The sequence below is a fragment of the Cupriavidus sp. 05N40 genome (genome assembly GCF_056397305.1).
In genome coordinates this window covers 1-17,917 of record NZ_JBFTND010000151.1, presented here as the reverse complement: position 1 = coordinate 17,917, position 17,917 = coordinate 1, and the positions used below count along the sequence as shown (strand labels likewise).

Here is a 17,917-nt window from a genome sequence, read left to right as displayed (position 1 = left end):
CGTCTCACGCGATCAGGATCGCGCGGAAATCGTTCACGTTGGTGCGGGTCGGGCCGGTGACGATCAGGTCGCCGAGCCCGGCGAAAAAGCCGTAGCCATCGTTGTTGGCCAGGTGCGCGCGCGCCGACAGGCCGCGCGCCTGCGCGCGCACCAGCGTGTCCGGCGCCAGCAGCGCGCCGGCGTTGTCCTCGGAGCCGTCAATGCCGTCGGTGTCGCAGGCAATCGCGTGCACGCCGGGCAAGCCGTCGAGCGCCACGGCCAGCGCCAGCAGGAATTCGGCATTGCGTCCGCCGCGGCCGCTGCCGCGCACGGTCACCGTGGTCTCGCCGCCGGACAGCAGCACGCAGGGCTTCGCGAACGGCTGCGCGTGCTGCGCGATCTGGCGGGCAATGGCGGCATGCACCAGCGCCACCTCGCGCGCCTCGCCTTCGATGCTGTCGGACAGGATATGTGCCTCGAAGCCCAGTTCGCGCGCCCGCGCCGCGGCCGCTTCGAGCGACTGCTGCGCGCTGGCCAGCGTGACGCTGAGGTGGCCGGCAAAGCGCGCGTCGCCGGGCTTGGGCGTCTCTCCGGCGCCGCTCTCCAGGTGCGTGCGCACGTTGGCCGGTACCTCGATGCCGTACTTGGCGATCACCGCCAGCGCGTCGGCGCAGGTGGTGGCGTCGGGCAAGGTCGGGCCGCTGGCGATCAGCGTGGGATCGTCGCCGGGGATATCGGAAATCAGCAGGGTCTCCACGCGCGCCGGCGCGCAGTGCAGCGCCAGGCGGCCTCCCTTGAGCGCCGACAGGTGCTTGCGCACGCAGTTCATCTCGCCGATGTTGGCGCCGCTCTTGAGCAGCGCGCGGTTCACCGCCTGCTTGTCGGCCAGCGTGATGCCGGGCGCGGGCGCGGCCAGCAGCGCCGAGCCGCCGCCCGAAATCAGGCACAGCACGAGGTCGTCGGCGGTGAGGCCGCCGACCAGCTCCACCATGCGCTGCGCGGCGCGCTGGCCGGCTTCGTCCGGCACCGGGTGCGCGGCCTCCACCACTTCGATGCGGCGGCAATCCGCGCCATGGCCGTAGCGCGTGACCACCAGCCCGGACAGCTCGCCTTGCCAGTGCAGCTCCACCGCCTGCGCCATCGCGGCGGCGGCCTTGCCGGCACCGATCACCACGGTGCGGCCCTTGGGCGGTGCCGGCAATTGCGGCGGCAGGCAATGGCTGGCGCTGACGGCCGCCACGGCCGTGTCGAACAGGTCGCGCAGCAGTGCGCGGGGATCGCTGAGGCCGGCCGGGCGTGGCGGCACCAGCAGGGCAGAGTAGGAATCGGTGGCGTACATGGCTGGATCCGGAAATGCTGTCTCCCCGGCACGGCCGGGGAGCGGTACGGGCCTGCCATGCCGGCAGGCCTCGGCGGTGCCTCTTACTTGCTGCCCTTGGCGATCTCGTGGTTCGACATGATCTCGATGGCGCGGCACAGCGCCGAGTGATCCTGCTTGCCCAGGCCGTTGGCGGCGCAGGTATTGAACAGTTCCTGCGCGGTGGCGGTATTGGGCAGCGCCACGCCGAGCGCCTTGGCGCCCTGCAGCGCGAGGTTCAGGTCCTTCTGGTGCAGCTCGATACGGAAGCCCGGGTCGAAGGTGCGCTTGACCATGCGCTCGCCGTGCACTTCCAGGATGCGCGAAGCCGCGAAGCCGCCCATCAGCGCCTGGCGCACGCGCGCCGGATCGGCGCCCGCCTTGGAGGCGAACAGCAGCGCTTCGGACACGGCCTGGATGTTCAGCGCCACGATGATCTGGTTGGCCACCTTGGTGGTCTGGCCGTCGCCGTTGCCGCCCACCAGCGTGACGTTCTTGCCCATCAGCTCGAACAGCGGCCTGACCTCGTCGAAGGCCTCTTGCGGGCCGCCGACCATGATGGTCAGCGATGCCGCCTTGGCGCCCACTTCGCCGCCCGAGACCGGCGCGTCCAGGTAGGACGCGCCGAGCTTGTTGATGCGCGCGGCGAAGTCCTTGGTGGCGATCGGCGAGATCGAGCTCATGTCGACCACGATCTTGCTGTGCGCGGCCTCCTTGCCGGCGCCCTTGAGCGCGGCGGCCACGCCCTTTTCGGCGAACAGGACGGCCTCCACGTGCGGCGTGTCCGGCACCATGATCACGATGATGTCGGCGCGCTTGGCGACTTCTTCCGCGCTGGTGCAGACCGTGACGCCGGCGTCCACGAGCGCCTGCGGCGCGGGGTTGACGTCATGCACGAACAGCGTGTGGCCGGCGGCGCGCAGGTGGCCCGCCATCGGCGCGCCCATGATGCCCAGGCCGATAAAGCCGACGTTGCGTTGGTTTGCCATATTGTTGTCTCCTAGGGATGGTGAAAGATTCAGATTCGAAACCGGTTTGAAGGCGCGCCGCGGGCGCCGGGCCTGGCCAACAGGCTTTCCTCCCTCTCCCGCAGGCGGGAGAGGGAGCAAACCTTGCTACTGCACGCCGTGCGCGGCGCGCCAGCCCAGGCCTTCGACGGTGGTCGTGCGCGGCTTGTATTCGCAGCCGACCCAGCCGTCGTAGCCGATCTGGTCGAGCCACTGGAACAGGAAGCGGTAGTTCAGCTCGCCCGTGCCCGGCTCGTTGCGGCCCGGGTTGTCGGCCAGCTGCACATGCCTGATCTTCGGCAGGTTGGCCTTGAGCGTGGCGGCGATCTCGCCCTCCATGCGCTGCATGTGATAGATGTCGTACTGCACGTAGAGATTGGGCGCGCTGACCTGTTCGATCAGCGCCAGCGCCTGCTGCGTGCCCGACAGGAAGAAGCCGGGAATGTCGAAGGTATTGATCGGCTCGACCAGCAGGTCGATCTGTTCGGCGGCGAGCGCCCGCGCGGCGAAGCGCAGGTTTTCCACCAGCGTTTCCTGCGCCTGTTCGCGCCGCACGTTCTGCGGCTGGATGCCGACCAGGCAGTTGAGCTGGCGCACGCCAAGCACCTTGGCGTACTTGAGGGCCTCGCCCACGCCGTCCTGGAACTCGCCGACGCGGTCCGGATGGCAGGCGATGCCGCGCTCGCCCGCGTCCCACTTGCCGGCGGGCAGGTTGTGCAGCACCAGGTCGAGCTGGAAGCGGTTGAGGCGGTCCGCGATCTGGTCCGCATGGAACGCATAGGGGAACAGGAACTCGACGCCACGGAAGCCCGCACGCGCGGCGGCTTCGAAGCGGTCGAGGAAGCCCGCTTCGGTAAACAGCATGGTCAGGTTGGCGGCCAGTTTCGGCATGTCTCTCTCTCCGGGAAAAATGACGCCCCCGCTCCCGCCTGGAAGCGGGAGCCGGTGTCTTTGCGTTGCTCGGCTCAGGCCGTTTCGACTTCTTCGTTGAGGATGGCTTCCTCGATGTCTTCGACCGGCTCGAACTCGTTGATGTTGTCGATCTCGGTGCCCATGGCGATATTCGTCACGCGCTCGAGGATCACCTCCACCACCACCGGCACGGAGAACTCGGCCATCAGGTCGCGCGCTTCGGCAAAGGCCGGCGCGATGTCTTCGGGCTTGAACACGCGGATCGCCTTGCAGCCCAGCCCTTCGACCACCTTGACGTGGTCCACGCCGTAGCCGTTGAGCTCGGGCGAGTTGACGTTGTCGAAGGCGAGCTGCACGCAGTAGTCCATCTCGAAATTGCGCTGCGACTGRCGGATCAGSCCGAGGTAGGAGTTGTTCACCACCASGTGGATGTACGGCACCTTGAACTGCGCGGCCACGGCCAGTTCTTCGATCATGAACTGGAAGTCGTAGTCGCCCGAGATGGCCACCACGTCGGATTCCGGCGAGGCCACTTTCACGCCGATGGCGGCGGGAATGGTCCAGCCCAGCGGGCCGGCCTGGCCGCAGTTGATCCAGTGGCGCGGCTGGTTGACCGACAGGAACTGCGCGGCGGCGATCTGCGACAGCCCGATGGTGGAGACGTAGCGCACGTCGCGCGGGAAGTACTGGTTCATCTCGCGGTACACGCGCTGCGGCTTGACCGGCACGTTGTCGAAATCGCTCTTGCGCTGCATGGTGCGGCGGCGCTTCTGCACGTCCGCCACCCAGCTCTTGCGGCACGGCAGGCGCCCGGCCATCTTCATGGCGCGCGCCACTTCCACGAACTGTTCCAGCGCGGCCTTGGCATCGGAGACGATGCCAAGGTCCGGGCCGAACACGCGGCCGATCTGCGTGGGCTCGATATCCACGTGCACGAACTTGCGGCCCTTCGTATAGACGTCGACGCTGCCGGTGTGGCGGTTGGCCCAGCGGTTGCCGATGCCGAGCACGAAGTCCGATGCCAGCATGGTGGCGTTGCCGTAGCGGTGCGAGGTCTGCAGCCCCACCATGCCGGCCTGCAGCGGGTGGTCGTCGGCCAGCACGCCCCAGCCCATCAGGGTCGGCACCACCGGCACGTTGACCAGCTCGGCGAATTCGACCAGCAGGTCGGCCGCATCGGCGTTGATCACGCCGCCACCGCACACGATCAGCGGGCGCTCGGCCGCGTTGAGCATGGCGATGGCCTTTTCGATCTGGGCGCGCGAGGCCGACGGCTTGTACGGCTGCAGCGGCTGGTAGGTTTCCGGATCGAACTCGATCTCGGCGACCTGCACGTCGAACGGCAGGTCGATCAGCACCGGGCCCGGGCGTCCCGAGCGCATCAGGTGGAACGCCTGCTGGAACACCTGCGGCACCAGCGCCGGCTCGCGCACGGTCACCGCCCACTTGGTCACCGGCTTGGCGATCGATTCGATATCCACCGCCTGGAAGTCTTCCTTGTACAGGCGTGCGCGCGGGGCCTGGCCGGTAATGCAGAGGATGGGGATCGAGTCTGCCCAGGCCGAGTACAGGCCGGTGATCATGTCGGTGCCGGCCGGGCCCGAGGTGCCGATGCACACGCCGATGTTGCCGGCCTCTGCGCGGGTATAGCCCTCGGCCATGTGCGAAGCGCCTTCCACGTGGCGCGCCAGGAAATGGTCGATGGTGCCGGCCCGGCGCATGGCCGAGTAGAACGGGTTGATGGCGGCGCCGGGCACGCCGAAGGCGGTGGTGATGCCTTCTTTTTCCAATACGGCGATGGCCGCGTCGACTGCTCTCATCTTGGGCATGTCTGTCTCCAATGTGCCTGCAATGTGTTCCGGGAATGTCGGGGAATGTCGGGAATGCCGCGAATTGCATTGAATCGCTGTTGGAGCCCATGCTATTCCCGCAGGCGGGGCGGGATAAAGGGAAGCGGGATCAGTTGATTCGATACTGTCGGTATGGAATTGCACCGGGAGACGGCGTACCCACCGCTGCGTGGCGGCCGGATTACCGCACGTTGTGTGACGACAACGGTACGTGCGAATTTGCAGGAAAAGGCCGGCGGCTTGCAGTCGCGCATCGCTACTTGCGCGTCAAATGGGGACAATGTGCGGGCGCGCGCCAGGAACCGGCGCATTGCGCGGAAATGATCCATCGCCAACCGAATTGCCATGCTGAACAGGCTCCCCCCTACCCGCGAACTGCTTGACGCGCTCAGGCGCAAGCCGCCCTCCCTGCCCGCGGCCGCCACGCCGCCTGCTGCCGGCGCGAGCCTGGCACAGTGGCAGCGCGGCCTGCTGGGCTTGTTCTGGGGCTGCTCGGTGGCCGCGCTGCTGGTCGCCGGCGCGGTGATGTTCGCCAAGGTCCAGTACCGGCAAGCGCCCGCGCCGTGGCTGCCGCGGCTGCTCTACTGCCTGCTGGCCGGCAGCGCGGCCGGGCTGGGCGGGCTGGTGCTCAGCCATGTGCCGGCGCTTGCGCGCAGGCTGCGCGATCCGCTCGGGCCGCTGGCCGCGCAGATCGACCGCCACGACGATGCGGAAAGCGCGCTGCTGCGCTCGCTGGCGCGCATTCCGGCCCAGGCGCTGCGCGCGCGCGGGCGCCGGGTCGAGCTGCATCTGCGGATGTGGGAAGGCATGGCGAAGGTCGCGGGCCTGCTGATCGCGGTGAGCCCGCTGGCGCTGATGCTGGTCACCGGCCTGCTGGAGCTGCCGCGCAACGGCGCGAGCCTGGTGCCGCTGCTGTCGCTGTACGGCGTGGCTTTCGTGGCGGGCGCCGCGCTCGTGGTGTTCCTGCAACTGCAGGTAGCCCGGCCGCTGCGGCGGCTGGCCTATGTGATGGYGGAAGCGGCCGAGATCAGCGCGCAGCTCGCGCGCCCGCTGCCGCCGGCCGCCGCCGGTGCGCTGCGCGCGGCAGCGGCGCCGGCAACGGTAGTGGTCGAGGCGCCGGACGTGACGCGGGATGCGGCACCGGAAGCGATACGCGAGGCCGCATCGGAAGCAGCGCCGGAGGCCACATCGGAAGCCGCATCGGAAGCCGCATCGCAGGCCGTACAGGGCGAACCCGTTGCAGCGGGCAGGCGGCCCGCCGTGCCCTCACCGGCGCCGGTGCCGCCGGCCAGTTTCGCCACGCGCCCGCATGCGCTGGATCATGCCACCAGATAGGTCCTGGCGAGCTGGACCCAGCAGGCCGCGCCCAGTGGCAGCACCTGGTCGTTGAAGTCGTAGCCGGGGTTGTGCACCATGCAGCCGCCGAACTCGCCTTCGCCGTTGCCCAGGATCAGGTAGCAGCCCGGCACCGCGTTGAGCATCCAGGCAAAGTCCTCGCTGCCGTTCAGGCCCTTGGGCGCCTGCGTCACGACCTTGTCGGCGCCGACCAGCGCAGTGCAGACCTGCTGCGCGATACGCGTCTCGGCTTCGGTGTTGACCATCGGTGGCGTCAGCTGGCGGTAGTCGATGTGTGCCTCGGCGCCGTGCGCCTGCGCGGTCAGGCTGACGATCTCGCGGATGCGCTGCTCCACCAGCGCGCGCGTCTCGGGGCGCGCGGCACGCACGTTCAGGCCCAGCGTCACCGATTCCGGAATCACGTTGTGGGTGGCGCCGCCGCGGATGAAGCCCACCGACAGCACCGCGGTATCGTCCGGCGCCACATTGCGCGCCACCACCGTCTGCAATGCCGTGATGACGGCCGCCGCCGCGGCGATCGGATCGCGCGCGCGGTGCGGCATGGCGCCGTGCCCGCCCACGCCCTTGATGGTCACGTCTGCCACGTCGGACGACAGGCTCACCGGGCCGGGCAGCACGCGGAAGGTGCCGGCCGGCACGCCCGGCATATTGTGCAGGGCATACACCGCGTCGCACGGGAAGCGTTCGAACAGGCCGTCCTCGATCATCGCGCGGGCGCCGCACAGGTTTTCTTCGTCGGGCTGGAAGATCAGATTGAGCGTGCCGTCGAAATCGCGGCTGTCGGCCAGCGCCTTGGCGGCGGCCAGCAGGATGGCGGTATGGCCGTCGTGGCCGCAGGCGTGCATCTTGCCGTGGTTCTGGCTGGCGTAGGGCAGGCCGGTGGCCTCGACGATCGGCAGCGCATCCATGTCGGCGCGGATGCCGAGCCGGCGCTTGCCGCTGCCGAGCCTGAGCTGCCCCACCACGCCGCTCTTGCCGATGCCGGCATGCACCTCGTAGCCCCAGCTCTGCAGCAGCGTGGCCACCAGCCTGCTGGTGGCGCCCACTTCGAAGCCGAGCTCCGGCTGCGCGTGGATCTGGCGGCGGATGCCGATAAACGTTTCGGCATCGATCTGGATCTGCGGCAACAGGTGCGGCAGCAGCTGGAACGGGGTCAGGGTCGGTTCGCGGGTCATGTCGGATTCCTTTGCGGCAATGGCAGGGCGGGGGAGAAGAGGGGGTTCACGCGGATTTCGTCTCGCGGATGCTCAGCACCGCGAGGWTGGTCACCGCGCCGCAGGCCATCATGTAGAAGGCCGGCGCCATCAGGTTGCCGGTGCGCGCCAGCAGCCAGGTGACGACGAACTGGCAGGAGCCGCCGAACACCGTCACACCCACCGCGTAGATCACCGACAGGCCGCTGGCGCGCACCCGCGCCGGCAGGATCTCCATCAGCACCAGCAGCATCGGCGTGGAGCCCAGGTAGAGGCTCGCGGTCAGCAGCGCCGACAGGCTCAGCACCAGCGGCACGCTCGGGTAGTGGGTCATCAGCCAGAAGGCGGGGTAGAGCGCGACAAGCGTAAACGTCATGGCGCTCAGCACCAGCGGCTTGCGGCGCTCCAGGCGGTCGGCCAGCCAGCCGGACAAGAGCGAGGCCAGCAGGCAGACCAGACCCGTGACGCAGCCGGACAGCAGCGACAGCGAGGCCGGCAGATGCAGTTCGCGGATCATGTAGGTCGGCATGAAATACACCACCAGGTAGGTGCCGACGGTGCCGCCGATGATGGTCAGGATGCCTTTCGCGACTGTGCCGCCGTGCTCGCGGAACAGCGTGCCGAGCGGGCTGGGCGCATGGGCTTCGGCGACATGGGTCTCGTCCAGGTGCGAACGGATGTACAGCCCCACCGGCGCGATCAGCAGGCCCAGCACGAAGGGCAGGCGCCAGCCCCAGCTCTCCAGCGCGTCCGGCGGCAGCGCCGCGTACAGGACGGCTGCCGTGAGCGCGCCCAGCAGCGCCGCGATGCCCTGGCTGCCGAGTTGCCAGCTGATGCGAAAGCCCCGGCCCCTGACCCCGCCGGCCTCCATCAGCATGGAGGTGGAAGCACCGATCTCGCCGCCGAGCGAGAAGCCTTGCAGCAGCCGGCCGGCCACGATCATCAGCGGGCCGAGCACGCCAGCGAACGCATACGTCGGCGCCACCGCCAGGCACAGCGTGCCCGCCACCATCATGCCGATGGTCAGCGTCATGGCGGCCTTGCGGCCATGGCGGTCGGCGTAGTTGCCGATCACGAGGCCGCCCAGCGGGCGCATCACGAAGCCGATGCCGAACGTGGCCACCGCCAGCAGCAGCGAGCCGTAGGCGCTGTCGGACGGGAAGAACAGCTTGCCGATCAGGATGGCGAAGAAGCTGTAGACGGTGAAGTCGTACATTTCCAGCGCATTGCCCATCGAGCACGCGGCAATCAGGCGGAACTGGCTCTGGCGCGCCGGGCTGGCCGCCGCGGCATGGGAAGGCGCCAGCGCGGGGGCGGCGGGCAGGGTGGCATCGTTCATGTCGGATCTCCACGAACTGGTTATGGGCGTGGAGGCCGGCGGAGCCTGCGTCCAGCGTAGGGAGGAAGATTCCCTGGCGATGGAGTATTCAGGCAAACACGGCAGGCCGAAAATCATATATTTTCATCCCGATAACCAAATGGAATCGCCGTCATAACCGTTACCCGCCCGCTATCGGGGCAACTACCGAGAAGCCCGGCGGCAAGCGGCTTCGCGGGCGCCCGGCCGGCTTGCCGGGCGCGTGCAGCAAGCGTCGCCGCTTCACTCCGGCAGGGCACGGCGCACCACGGCGGGCAAAATCACAGGACGAGGAAACGACACGATGAAACTGCAGCAGCTGCGCATCCTGCTGGCGGTGGCCCAGCACGGCAGCATCCACGAAGCCTCGCGCAGCCTGCATGTGTCGCAGCCGGCGCTGTCCAAGGCCATCGCCGAACTCGAGCGCGAACTCGGCGTCACGCTGATGTCGCGCTCGGTGCGCGGCGTCAGCCTCACCGCCTACGGCGTGGCGCTGGTCAAGCGCGCCAGCCTGGTCGAGCAGGAGCTGCGCCACGCGCTCGAGGACATCGAAGCCATCCGCGGCCATGCCGACGCCCAGCTCAATATCGGCCTGACCGCGGTGGCCTCCAGCGGCCCCTTGCCGGACGCGATGGCAGCCTTTCGCCAGCGCTTTCCCAATGTGGCGCTGCGCGGCTTCGAGATGCGCCCGCAGCAGATTCTCGAAGGCCTGCGCGAAGGGCGCCTCGACCTCGGCCTGATCTCCACCAACAGCGGCCCCGGCACCGGCGCCTTCCAGTGGGAACCGCTGTTCTCCACCGGCATGTCGCTGGCCGTGCGCGCCGGGCACCCGCTGCGGCGGGTACGCCGGCTGCGGCCCCTGCTCGATGCCGACTGGCTCGTGCTCGACCCGCTCGACGACCCCGGCAGCCCGCTGGCCAGCCTGATGCGCCTGCACCGCTTCGACATGCCCAAGCGCGTGGTGCAAAGCGCTTCGAACCTGCTCGGCCTGCAACTCGCCACGCGCACCGACCTGATCAGCATGTGGTCCGACTTCGTCTTCGACGGCACCGGCCCGCTGCGGCTCGACCCCGCCTCGCTGGTGCGCCTGCCGGTCAGCGACGAACTGCCGGACTTCCGCGTGTTCCTGGTGTACCGCTCGGAGGACCTGATGACCCACGCGTGCGCGGAATTCAGCAAGGAGGTGCGGCACCGGGCGCAGGCGATGCCGCGCGGGCGGCCGGCCGGGCGGGCGCGCTGAATCGCGCAGCGGCGGGTACGCGGCGCGGGCCGCCCTGCGCACCGCCAGATCGCTGGCACGGTCCGCCGCGCATGCGTGGTTGCCGCCAAATGCGCCACAATGGCGGGCAGGAGACACAAGAGCATGGATAAACTCAAGCAGATCGAAGCCTTCATCGCCGTGGTGGAGCACGGCAGCATGGCGGCGGCGGCGCTCACGCAGGACGTGACGCCAGTGATGATCGGGCGGCGCATCAATGCGCTGGAGGCGCGCATCGGCGTGAAGCTGCTGCACCGCTCGACGCGCCGCATCGTGGTGACCGAGCAGGGCGCGGCGTTCATGGAACAGTGCAAGAAGGCGCTGGCGGACCTGGACCGCGCCGAGATGCTGATTGCCGAGGGCAAGCACAAGGCGACGGGGCATCTGATCGTGTCGGCGCCGGCGGCGTTCGGGCGCAAGCATGTGGCGCCGCATGCGCCGGCGTTCCTGAGCGCGAACCCGGACGTGCAGATTTCCTTCAACCTCACCGACCGCGTGGTCGACCTGGTGCGCGAGGGCTATGACGTGGGCATCCGCATCGGCGGCGCCATCGACCCGAACTTCGTCGCCATCAAGCTCGCCACCAACAAGCGCGTGGTGTGCGGCACGCCGGCCTACTTCGCGCGCCACGGCGTGCCGCAGACGCTGGACGACCTGGCCAAGCACAATTGCCTGGCGTTCAACCTGCAGGGCGGCCAGCAGCGCGGCTGGTATTTCCAGCAGGACGGCAAGACGGTGACGGTGCGCGTGAACGGCAACCTGGACTGCAACGACGGCGAACTGCTGCACCGCTGGGCCGGCGAGAGCCTGGGGCTGGGCTGGCGTTCCACCTGGGAGATCCTGCCGCAGCTCGAGAGCGGCGAACTGATCACGGTGCTGGACGAGTATGCGCTGCCGGACTACGACATCCTGGCGGTGTACCCGCAGCAGCGGCCRGTGCCGGCCAAGATCCGCTTCTTCATCGAGCACCTCAAGGCAGCCTTCGCGGTGCCGGGCTACTGGACCGGGCGGCGCACGCCATGATGACGCAATGGCTGGCCGATGCGGTGGTGCTGGTGCATCTGGCCTTCATCCTCTTCACCATGTTCGGCGGCATGCTGGTGCTGCGCTGGCCGCGGCTGGCGTGGCTGCACCTGCCGGCGGCCACATGGGGCGTGGTGGTGGAATGGAGCGGCTGGATCTGCCCGCTCACGCCGCTGGAGAACGCGCTGCGCGAGCAAGCCGGGCAGCAGGCCTACGGCGGGGATTTCGTGCAGCACTACATCATGCCGCTGATCTATCCGGACGGCCTCACGCGCCATACGCAGTTCGTGCTGGGCGTGCTCGTCCTGCTGCTCAACCTCACGGTCTACGTGGCGCTATGGCGGCGCCGGCAAGACCGGCAGCGGGGCACGGGCCGGCACGTATAGGGCCGGCCCCGCGCACTACGCGGCCGGCCTGAACACCGGCGCGCGCTTTTCCAGATTGGCCAGCACCGCCTCGCGCTGGTTGGCGGCGCCGATCAGGCGATCCTGTTCCACCGATTCCGCTTGCAGCACAGCCGCGCCGTCGCCGTCCTCGCCGACCTGCATCAGCCGCTTGGCCGCGCGGATCGCGTCCGGGCTGCGCGCCGCGATCGCGCGCGCGGTGGCCAGCGCCACGGCACGCGGATCGTCCACCACCGCGGTGGCCAGCCCCAGCGCGCAGGCTTCCTCGGCGCCCACGATGCGGCCGCTGTAGATCAGCTCGCGCAGCCGGTCCGGGCGCACCAGCCCGCGCATCAGCACCATGCCGGCCATGTCGGGCACCAGGCCCCATTTGATCTCCATCACCGACATGCGCGCGTCCGCGGCGAGGTAGCGGATATCCGCGCCGAGCGCCACCTGCAGGCCGCCGCCGAAGGCCACGCCATGCACCGCGGCAATCACCGGCACCGGCAACTCGCGCCACACCATGCACGCGTACTGCGGCCGGTTTGAGATGCCGTGGGTGCGCGCGGCCAGCCGGCCCGCGGCGATGTCGCCATCGTTCTTCGCGCCGCTGGCCAGGCCGGACATGCTCTGCATGTCGAGCCCCGCGCAGAAGGCGCGGCCTTCGCCGGACAGCACCACCGCGCGCAGGTCCGGTTCGCGCATGAGACGCTCGCCGGTCTCGATCAGCGCATCGAACATGGCGGGGTCGAGCGCGTTCATCTTGTCGGGGCGGTTGAGCCTGACTTCGGCCACGCCGTTGTCGATGGTGAGGACGATGCGCTGCGCGCCGTCCGCTGCGTTGCTGTCATTGCTCATCTGGTCTTGCTCCGTGCCTGGTTATCGTTCTGCCGTGGGCAGGACATGGTCCTTGAATTGTTCGCGCAACCTGACCTTGAGCAGCTTGCCGGTGGCGGTGTGCGGCAGCGCGTCGACAAAGGCCACGTCGTCCGGCACCCACCATTTCGCCACGCGCGCGGCGAGAAAGTCGAGCAGCTCGGCGCCGCCGACTTCCTTGCCGGGCCGGCGCACCACGACCAGCAGTGGCCGCTCCTGCCACTTGGGATGCGGCACGCCGATCACGGCAGCCTCCGCCACGGCGGGATGGCCCATGGTGGCGTTCTCCAGGTCGATGGAAGAGATCCACTCGCCGCCGGACTTGATGACGTCCTTGGCGCGGTCGACCAGCTGCACGTAGCCGTCGGCGTCGATGTTGGCCACGTCGCCGGTGTCGAACCAGCCGTCGGCATCGAGCGCGCTGTGCCCTGCCTTGAAGTAGGACGAAGCGATCCACGGCCCGCGCACCTTGAGCCGGCCGAAGGCCACGCCATCGTGCGGCAGCGCGCGCCCCTCGTCGTCCTCGATGCGCAGGTCCACGCCCCACAGCGCGCGTCCCTGCTTGAGCTTGACCTTCAGCTGTGCCTGCGCGTCGAGCGCCTCGTGCCTGGGCAGCAGCGTGCTGATCACGCCGATGGGGCTGGTCTCCGTCATGCCCCAGCCCTGCACGAAGCGCGCGCCGAACTGTTGCTCGAAGCGCTCGATCATGGCCGCCGGCGCCGCCGAGCCGCCCACCCCGGCGAGCCTGAGCCCGAGCGCGCGCGGGTCGATCTCGGGATGCGCGTCGAGGTACTGGAACAGCATCAGCCACACGGTGGGCACCGCGGTGGAGAAGGTCACGCGTTCGTCGCGCAGCATGCGATAGACGTTTTCGCCGTCAAGGTGCTGGGCCGGCAACACCATCTTGGCGCCGGTCATGGCGCAGGCGTATGGCATGCCCCAGGCATTGGCGTGGAACAGCGGCACCACCAGCAGGATCGTGCTGTCCGCGCCCACCCCGAAGGTGTCGGCGGCGCAGGCCTTGAGGCTGTGCAGCACGGTGGAGCGGTGCGAGTACAGCACGCCTTTCGGATTGCCGGTGGTACCCGAGGTGTAGCAAAGCGACGAAGCGGTGCGCTCGTCGAACTGCGGCCATGCGTAGTCCTCGCTGCCGGCATCCAGGAGATCCTCGTAGCACAGCAGGTTCGGCAGCTTGCCGGCAAGGTCGAGCGCGGCGGTGCCGGCGCGGTCCGCCATCGCCACGTAGTGCGTGACGGTGGGCAGGCGCGGCGCGAGCTGCGCCACCAGCGGCGCGAAGCTGGTGTCGAAGAACAGGACCTTGTCCTCGGCATGGTTGATGATGTATTCGACCTGCTCGGGAAACAGGCGGGGATTGACCGTGTGCAGCACCACGCCCGCGCCCGAAACGCCGAAGTACAGCTCCAGGTGCCGGTGGGTGTTCCACGCCAGCGTGCCCACGCGGTCGCCCTGGGCAACGCCGAGACCGGCCAGCGCGCTGGCGGCACGCCGTGCGCGCCGATGCACCTCGGCATAGTTGCTGCGCACCGTGCCGCCGTCGATCGTGCGCGACACGATCTCCTGCTGCGGGTGGTACTGCGCGGCGTACTCGATCAGGGAAGAAATCAGCAACGGACGGTCTTGCATGAGGCCAAGCATGATGCGCGTCTCCTGGTTTCGTTGTGCTGCTGTGTGGTGACTACTCTTTCGGGTGCGCCGGGGCGGGTGGCCGCCCTCTCCCCGCAAGGGCAGAGCGGTGGCCCGGCCCGGCGCCGCATCGGGCGAGGCCGGCGGCTTGCGCCGGGACGCCGGCGCAAAACTCAGCGCCCCTTGAACGCCGGCTTGCGCTTCTCGAGGAAGGCGGCCACGCCCTCCCTGAAGTCCTCGCTGCCCGACGCACGCGTTTGCAGCGAAGCCTCGCGTTCGAGCTGCTCGGGCAGGTTGCTGTCCATGCTGGCGTTGAGCGCTTCCTTGATCAGGCCGTAGGCGAAGGTGGGCATCTGCGCCAGGTGCGCGGCAAGCTTGGCGGTCTCGGCGGCCAGGGCGTCGTCGGCATGGACCTTCCATACCAGGCCGATGCGGTGCGCTTCCTCGGCATCGATCTTCTCGGCCAGGATGGCCAGCGCGCGGGCACGCATCTCGCCGGCGTAGCGCGGCAGGAAGTAGGTGCTGCCGGCGTCGGGCACCAGGCCGATCTTGGAGAAGGCCTGCATGAAGGACGCGGAGCGTCCCGCCAGCACCACGTCGCCGGCCAGCGCCAGGCTCATGCCGGCACCGGCGGCCACGCCGTTGACCGAGGTGATGACGGGCTTGGACATATTGCGCAGCGCCAGGATGATCGGGTGGTAGCGCTCGCGCAGCAGCGTGCCGGAATCCTTCATCTCGCCCTGGCGGCCCGCGAGGTCGGCCCCCGCGCAGAAGCCGCGGCCATTGCCGGTGAGCACCACCGCGCGCACGGCGGCGTCCTGCGCGGCGCGTTCCACCGAGGCGCGCAGTTCCGCCATCAGTTCGGCGTTGAGCGCATTGAGYACGTCGGGGCGGTTCAGGGTGATGGTGGCCACGCCTTCGGCGGCGTGATAAAGCACTGGAGAAGTCATGCTGTCATCCTTGTCAATCAGGGCTGGAGAAAATCGGGCTCAGGCCGGCTTGCCGGGCGCCTTGGGCGGATGCAGGGCATCGGCCGAGGCATCGCCCAGCTTGCTGCCGCCGTCGCAGTCGACGATGGTGCCGGTGATATAGCGTGCATTGGTGGTGGACAGGAACAGCGCGGTGTCCGCGATGTCGTCCTTCTCGCCGTAGTCGCGCAGCGCCAGGCGCGCCTTGAAGCGGGCTTCCATCTCCGGCGTGGGCGCCAGGCGCGCCATGCCCTCGGTGCCGCCGATGGGGCCGGGAGAAATGCCGTTGACGCGCACGCCGGCCGGTCCCCACTCCATCGCCAGGCACTTCACCAGCATGTTGATGCCGGCCTTGGCGGCGCAGACGTGCGCCTGGAACATCATGGCGTTGACGGCCTGCGGCGCGGTGATGGCGATCAGCGAGGCACCGGGCGCGTTGAGGAAGGCGAAGCACGCGCGGAACACATTGAAGGTGCCGATCAGGTCGATGTCGACCACGGTCTTGAAGCCATTGGCGGACATGCCCAGCGCGGGCGCGACGAAGTTGCCCGCCGCGCCGGAGATCACGATGTCGATCGGGCCGAGCTCGTCGCGCGTGCGCGCCAGTGCTGCCTCCACCGCGCCGTAGTCGCGCACGTCCGCCGCCATGCCGATGGCGCTGCCGCCGGCCTCGTTGATGGTGGCGGCAGCCGCGGCGATGCGTTCGGGATCGCGGCTGATCAGCGCGAGCCGCGCGCCGGCCCGGGCGAAGTGCTGGGCGATCCCCAGGTTGATGCCGGACGAGGCGCCGGCGATAAAGACGACCTTGCCGGCCAGCACGCCGTCCCTGAATGCGTTTGACATGGCTTTCCCTCCCTCGGTTGGGGTCGGATGACGAATATCGGATGGCGCCCGGCCCGGGAGGACGGGCTGGCGGATCAGCGGCAGGCGCGCGCAAGCGCGGGGCCGGGCCGCATGGCGGCGGGCCCGGGCGTGGCCGGGCAATGGCTGGAACGGTTCATGTCTGTCTCCTGGCGGGTGCCTTTGCTCTTCTTTTATCTTCTTTTAAGCGGCCTCTGACTTGGGCCTCCGACATCCTACTCCGATGCCGCGATTCGATCACGCGCATCCGCAGCAACAAGCGGACGCGCGGCGCGCAACAAGCCGGGCCGGCGCGGCGCAGGGCAAGGACGAGGAAACAGGCGGCACGGAAGCGGCCGCGCAAAAGAAAAAGCCCGCACCCAGGCCGGCGTGCGGGCAGGGGATCCGCTCGCGGACCACCTAGTGCCATGAAGCGCGCCCCCGCAGCTTCATGACGGTTCCATCATGGGGCAGGGCGGCCCGGTGCGTCTTGACCCTGGTCAAGGCTGATGTGCGGCCGCGCCAGGGCGGCCCCCATGCTCAGGCGAGCAGCGCGGTCACCAGGTCCTTGCCGCGCGCGGCCGGCGCCTGCTCGAAATGCAGCGCGGCCTCGACATGGCTCAGGTGTTCCACCATCAGCGTCACCGCGCGCTCGGTGTCGCCGGCGCGGGCCGCCTCGATGAATTCGCGGTGCTCGTCGGAGGAGCAGGCGGCATCGCGGCGGGACTGGTAGAGCATGGTGATCACGGCGCTGCGCATCGACAGTTCCTGCAGCATGCCGGTCAGCACGCCGTTGCCGACCACCTCGGCCAGCAGGATGTGGAAGTCGCCAAGCAGGCGCGTGCGCACCTGCGCGTCGCTGCCGGCCAGCGCCTTTTTCTCGGCGGCCAGATGGCGGTCGATGCGCTTGTAGTCCGCGGCGGTCGCGCGCGTGACGAACTCGCGCGCCAGCGCCGCCTCCAGGATGCGGCGTACCGCGAACACTTCGCGCGCCTCCTCGGCGCTGGGCTTGGCCACGAAGGCGCCCTTGTCCGGCACGATCTGGATGACCTTGTCCTTGGACAGCATCAGCAGCGCGGCGCGCACCTTGGTGCGGCTGACGCGGTAGACGCTGGCCAGCGCCTCCTCGCGCAGCTTGGTGCCGGGCGGCAGCCGGTGCGAAACGATGGCCGCGACGATGTCTTCGGCGATCGCTTCGGCGGTCATGGCAGGGTCGATGTGCTCGGGCATGGTGGCGCGCTGGCGCGGCCTCTCGTGATCAGGAATGCCGAGATTCTAGCGCCCTGCGGCCGCGCCGGGCAGCGGGGCTGCCCCGGGGGTGGCCGGACCCGCTTCATGCGGGGCCGGCGCGAGGCCCGCATCGAGCTCGGTGGCATCGATCTTGCCGTTGAGCACATCGTGCGCGCGCACGCGGTCGATGTCCTTTTCCCAGGCCGCCACGACCACGGTCGCCACGCAGTTGCCGACCAGGTTGCCCACCGCCCGGGCGATGCCGATGAACCAGTCGACCGACAGCACCAGCACCAGGCCGATGGCCGGAATGGCCGGGTGCGCCGACAGCGTGGCGGCCAGGATCACGATGGCGGAGCCGGGAATGCCGTGCGCGCCCTTGGAGGTGACCAGCGCCACCGCCAGGATGCCGAGCAGGTCGCCCATGGCCAGCGGCGTGTTGGTGGCCTGGGCGATGAACACGGCGGCCAGCGTCAGGTAGATCGAGAACGCGTCCAGGTTGAAGGAATAGCCGGTGGGGATCACCAGGCCGACCACCGATTTCTTGATGCCCATGAACTCCAGCTTCTTCATCACCTGCGGCAGCACGCTGTCGGACGACGCCGTGCCCAGCACCACCAGCAGTTCGGCGCGCAGGTAGCGGATCAGCTTGAGCACGGAGAAGCCGCACAGGCGCATCAC

At 69.1% G+C, this 17,917-nt stretch carries 16 protein-coding genes; 4 read left to right on the top strand and 12 right to left on the bottom strand.

All coding sequences use genetic code 11. The features are described from left to right. Positions 1-4: 4 nt before the first annotated feature. The 4 genes from AC1DO7_RS28465 to gcl form a co-directional block, all read right to left on the bottom strand. Complete coding sequence (locus tag AC1DO7_RS28465) at positions 5-1,318, bottom strand: glycerate kinase type-2 family protein (protein ID WP_441612947.1); 1,314 nt, start codon at positions 1,316-1,318, stop codon at positions 5-7. An 83-nt stretch (positions 1,319-1,401) separates the two neighbouring features. Further along, entirely contained in the window at positions 1,402-2,325 is a 924-nt protein-coding gene (glxR, locus tag AC1DO7_RS28460) for a 2-hydroxy-3-oxopropionate reductase (protein ID WP_441612948.1), read from the bottom strand. Between the two features lie 126 nt (positions 2,326-2,451). Beyond that, positions 2,452-3,234 carry a hydroxypyruvate isomerase gene (gene hyi, locus AC1DO7_RS28455; protein WP_441612949.1) on the bottom strand — a complete coding sequence of 261 codons (783 nt, stop codon included), beginning with the start codon at positions 3,232-3,234 and terminating at the stop codon, positions 2,452-2,454. A gap of 74 nt (positions 3,235-3,308) precedes the next feature. Further along, the gene (gene gcl, locus AC1DO7_RS28450; RefSeq protein WP_477116828.1) at positions 3,309-5,084 is read right to left on the bottom strand and encodes a glyoxylate carboligase; all 1,776 of its coding nucleotides are present in this window, start codon (positions 5,082-5,084) and stop codon (positions 3,309-3,311) included. Between the two features lie 366 nt (positions 5,085-5,450). Here gcl and AC1DO7_RS28445 point away from each other — a divergent pair, with 366 nt between their 5' ends. Further along, positions 5,451-6,440, top strand: coding sequence for a hypothetical protein (locus tag AC1DO7_RS28445; RefSeq protein WP_477116827.1), 990 nt, complete (start codon positions 5,451-5,453; stop codon positions 6,438-6,440). Here AC1DO7_RS28445 and AC1DO7_RS28440 read toward each other — a convergent pair. Together AC1DO7_RS28440 and AC1DO7_RS28435 are read right to left on the bottom strand one after the other, a co-directional pair. After that, positions 6,425-7,636, bottom strand: a complete 1,212-nt coding sequence (locus AC1DO7_RS28440) for a M20 aminoacylase family protein (RefSeq protein ID WP_441612952.1) — start codon at positions 7,634-7,636, stop codon at positions 6,425-6,427. The genes AC1DO7_RS28445 and AC1DO7_RS28440 overlap by 16 nt on opposite strands. A gap of 46 nt (positions 7,637-7,682) precedes the next feature. After that, positions 7,683-8,993, bottom strand: a complete 1,311-nt coding sequence (locus tag AC1DO7_RS28435; protein ID WP_477116826.1) for an MFS transporter — start codon at positions 8,991-8,993, stop codon at positions 7,683-7,685. A gap of 322 nt (positions 8,994-9,315) precedes the next feature. Here AC1DO7_RS28435 and AC1DO7_RS28430 point away from each other — a divergent pair, with 322 nt between their 5' ends. From AC1DO7_RS28430 to AC1DO7_RS28420, 3 genes are all read left to right on the top strand, one after another. Further along, positions 9,316-10,251, top strand: coding sequence for a LysR family transcriptional regulator (locus AC1DO7_RS28430; protein ID WP_441612955.1), 936 nt, complete (start codon positions 9,316-9,318; stop codon positions 10,249-10,251). 123 nt (positions 10,252-10,374) lie between these two features. Further along, a complete protein-coding gene (locus AC1DO7_RS28425; protein ID WP_441612956.1) occupies positions 10,375-11,292 on the top strand; it encodes a LysR family transcriptional regulator in 918 nt (305 codons plus the stop codon). Beyond that, positions 11,289-11,678, top strand: coding sequence for a DUF2784 domain-containing protein (locus AC1DO7_RS28420; RefSeq protein WP_441612957.1), 390 nt, complete (start codon positions 11,289-11,291; stop codon positions 11,676-11,678). Before AC1DO7_RS28425 ends, AC1DO7_RS28420 begins: the two co-directional genes overlap by 4 nt. A 15-nt stretch (positions 11,679-11,693) precedes the next feature. Here AC1DO7_RS28420 and AC1DO7_RS28415 read toward each other — a convergent pair whose 3' ends face one another. From AC1DO7_RS28415 to AC1DO7_RS28390, 6 genes are all read right to left on the bottom strand, one after another. After that, positions 11,694-12,536 carry a crotonase/enoyl-CoA hydratase family protein gene (locus tag AC1DO7_RS28415; RefSeq protein WP_441643314.1) on the bottom strand — a complete coding sequence of 281 codons (843 nt, stop codon included), beginning with the start codon at positions 12,534-12,536 and terminating at the stop codon, positions 11,694-11,696. 21 nt (positions 12,537-12,557) lie between these two features. Next, on the bottom strand, positions 12,558-14,210 hold the full coding sequence (locus tag AC1DO7_RS28410) for a long-chain-fatty-acid--CoA ligase (protein WP_441643315.1): 1,653 nt from the start codon (positions 14,208-14,210) through the stop codon (positions 12,558-12,560). 161 nt (positions 14,211-14,371) lie between these two features. Then, positions 14,372-15,148 (bottom strand): enoyl-CoA hydratase-related protein, encoded by a 777-nt coding sequence (locus AC1DO7_RS28405; protein WP_441612960.1) that lies wholly within the window; start codon positions 15,146-15,148, stop codon positions 14,372-14,374. 39 nt (positions 15,149-15,187) lie between these two features. After that, entirely contained in the window at positions 15,188-16,009 is an 822-nt protein-coding gene (locus tag AC1DO7_RS28400; protein ID WP_441612961.1) for an SDR family oxidoreductase, read from the bottom strand. 537 nt (positions 16,010-16,546) lie between these two features. Then, complete coding sequence (locus tag AC1DO7_RS28395; protein ID WP_441612962.1) at positions 16,547-17,236, bottom strand: GntR family transcriptional regulator; 690 nt, start codon at positions 17,234-17,236, stop codon at positions 16,547-16,549. A gap of 45 nt (positions 17,237-17,281) precedes the next feature. Further along, positions 17,282-17,917 (bottom strand): cation:dicarboxylate symporter family transporter (locus AC1DO7_RS28390; RefSeq protein WP_477116825.1); only part of this gene is annotated, 636 nt, incomplete at its 5' end.

Excerpts from the sequence above, each read along its gene's own strand:
- AC1DO7_RS28465 (WP_441612947.1), bottom strand. The coding sequence starts at position 1,318 with ATGTACGCCACCGATTCCTACTCTGCCCTGCTGGTGCCGCCACGCCCG.
- glxR (WP_441612948.1), bottom strand. The coding sequence starts at position 2,325 with ATGGCAAACCAACGCAACGTCGGCTTTATCGGCCTGGGCATCATGGGC.
- hyi (WP_441612949.1), bottom strand. The coding sequence starts at position 3,234 with ATGCCGAAACTGGCCGCCAACCTGACCATGCTGTTTACCGAAGCGGGC.
- AC1DO7_RS28440 (WP_441612952.1), bottom strand. The coding sequence starts at position 7,636 with ATGACCCGCGAACCGACCCTGACCCCGTTCCAGCTGCTGCCGCACCTG.
- AC1DO7_RS28430 (WP_441612955.1), top strand. The coding sequence starts at position 9,316 with ATGAAACTGCAGCAGCTGCGCATCCTGCTGGCGGTGGCCCAGCACGGC.
- AC1DO7_RS28420 (WP_441612957.1), top strand. The coding sequence starts at position 11,289 with ATGATGACGCAATGGCTGGCCGATGCGGTGGTGCTGGTGCATCTGGCC.
- AC1DO7_RS28415 (WP_441643314.1), bottom strand. The coding sequence starts at position 12,536 with ATGAGCAATGACAGCAACGCAGCGGACGGCGCGCAGCGCATCGTCCTC.
- AC1DO7_RS28410 (WP_441643315.1), bottom strand. The coding sequence starts at position 14,210 with ATGCTTGGCCTCATGCAAGACCGTCCGTTGCTGATTTCTTCCCTGATC.
- AC1DO7_RS28400 (WP_441612961.1), bottom strand. The coding sequence starts at position 16,009 with ATGTCAAACGCATTCAGGGACGGCGTGCTGGCCGGCAAGGTCGTCTTT.
- AC1DO7_RS28395 (WP_441612962.1), bottom strand. The coding sequence starts at position 17,236 with ATGCCCGAGCACATCGACCCTGCCATGACCGCCGAAGCGATCGCCGAA.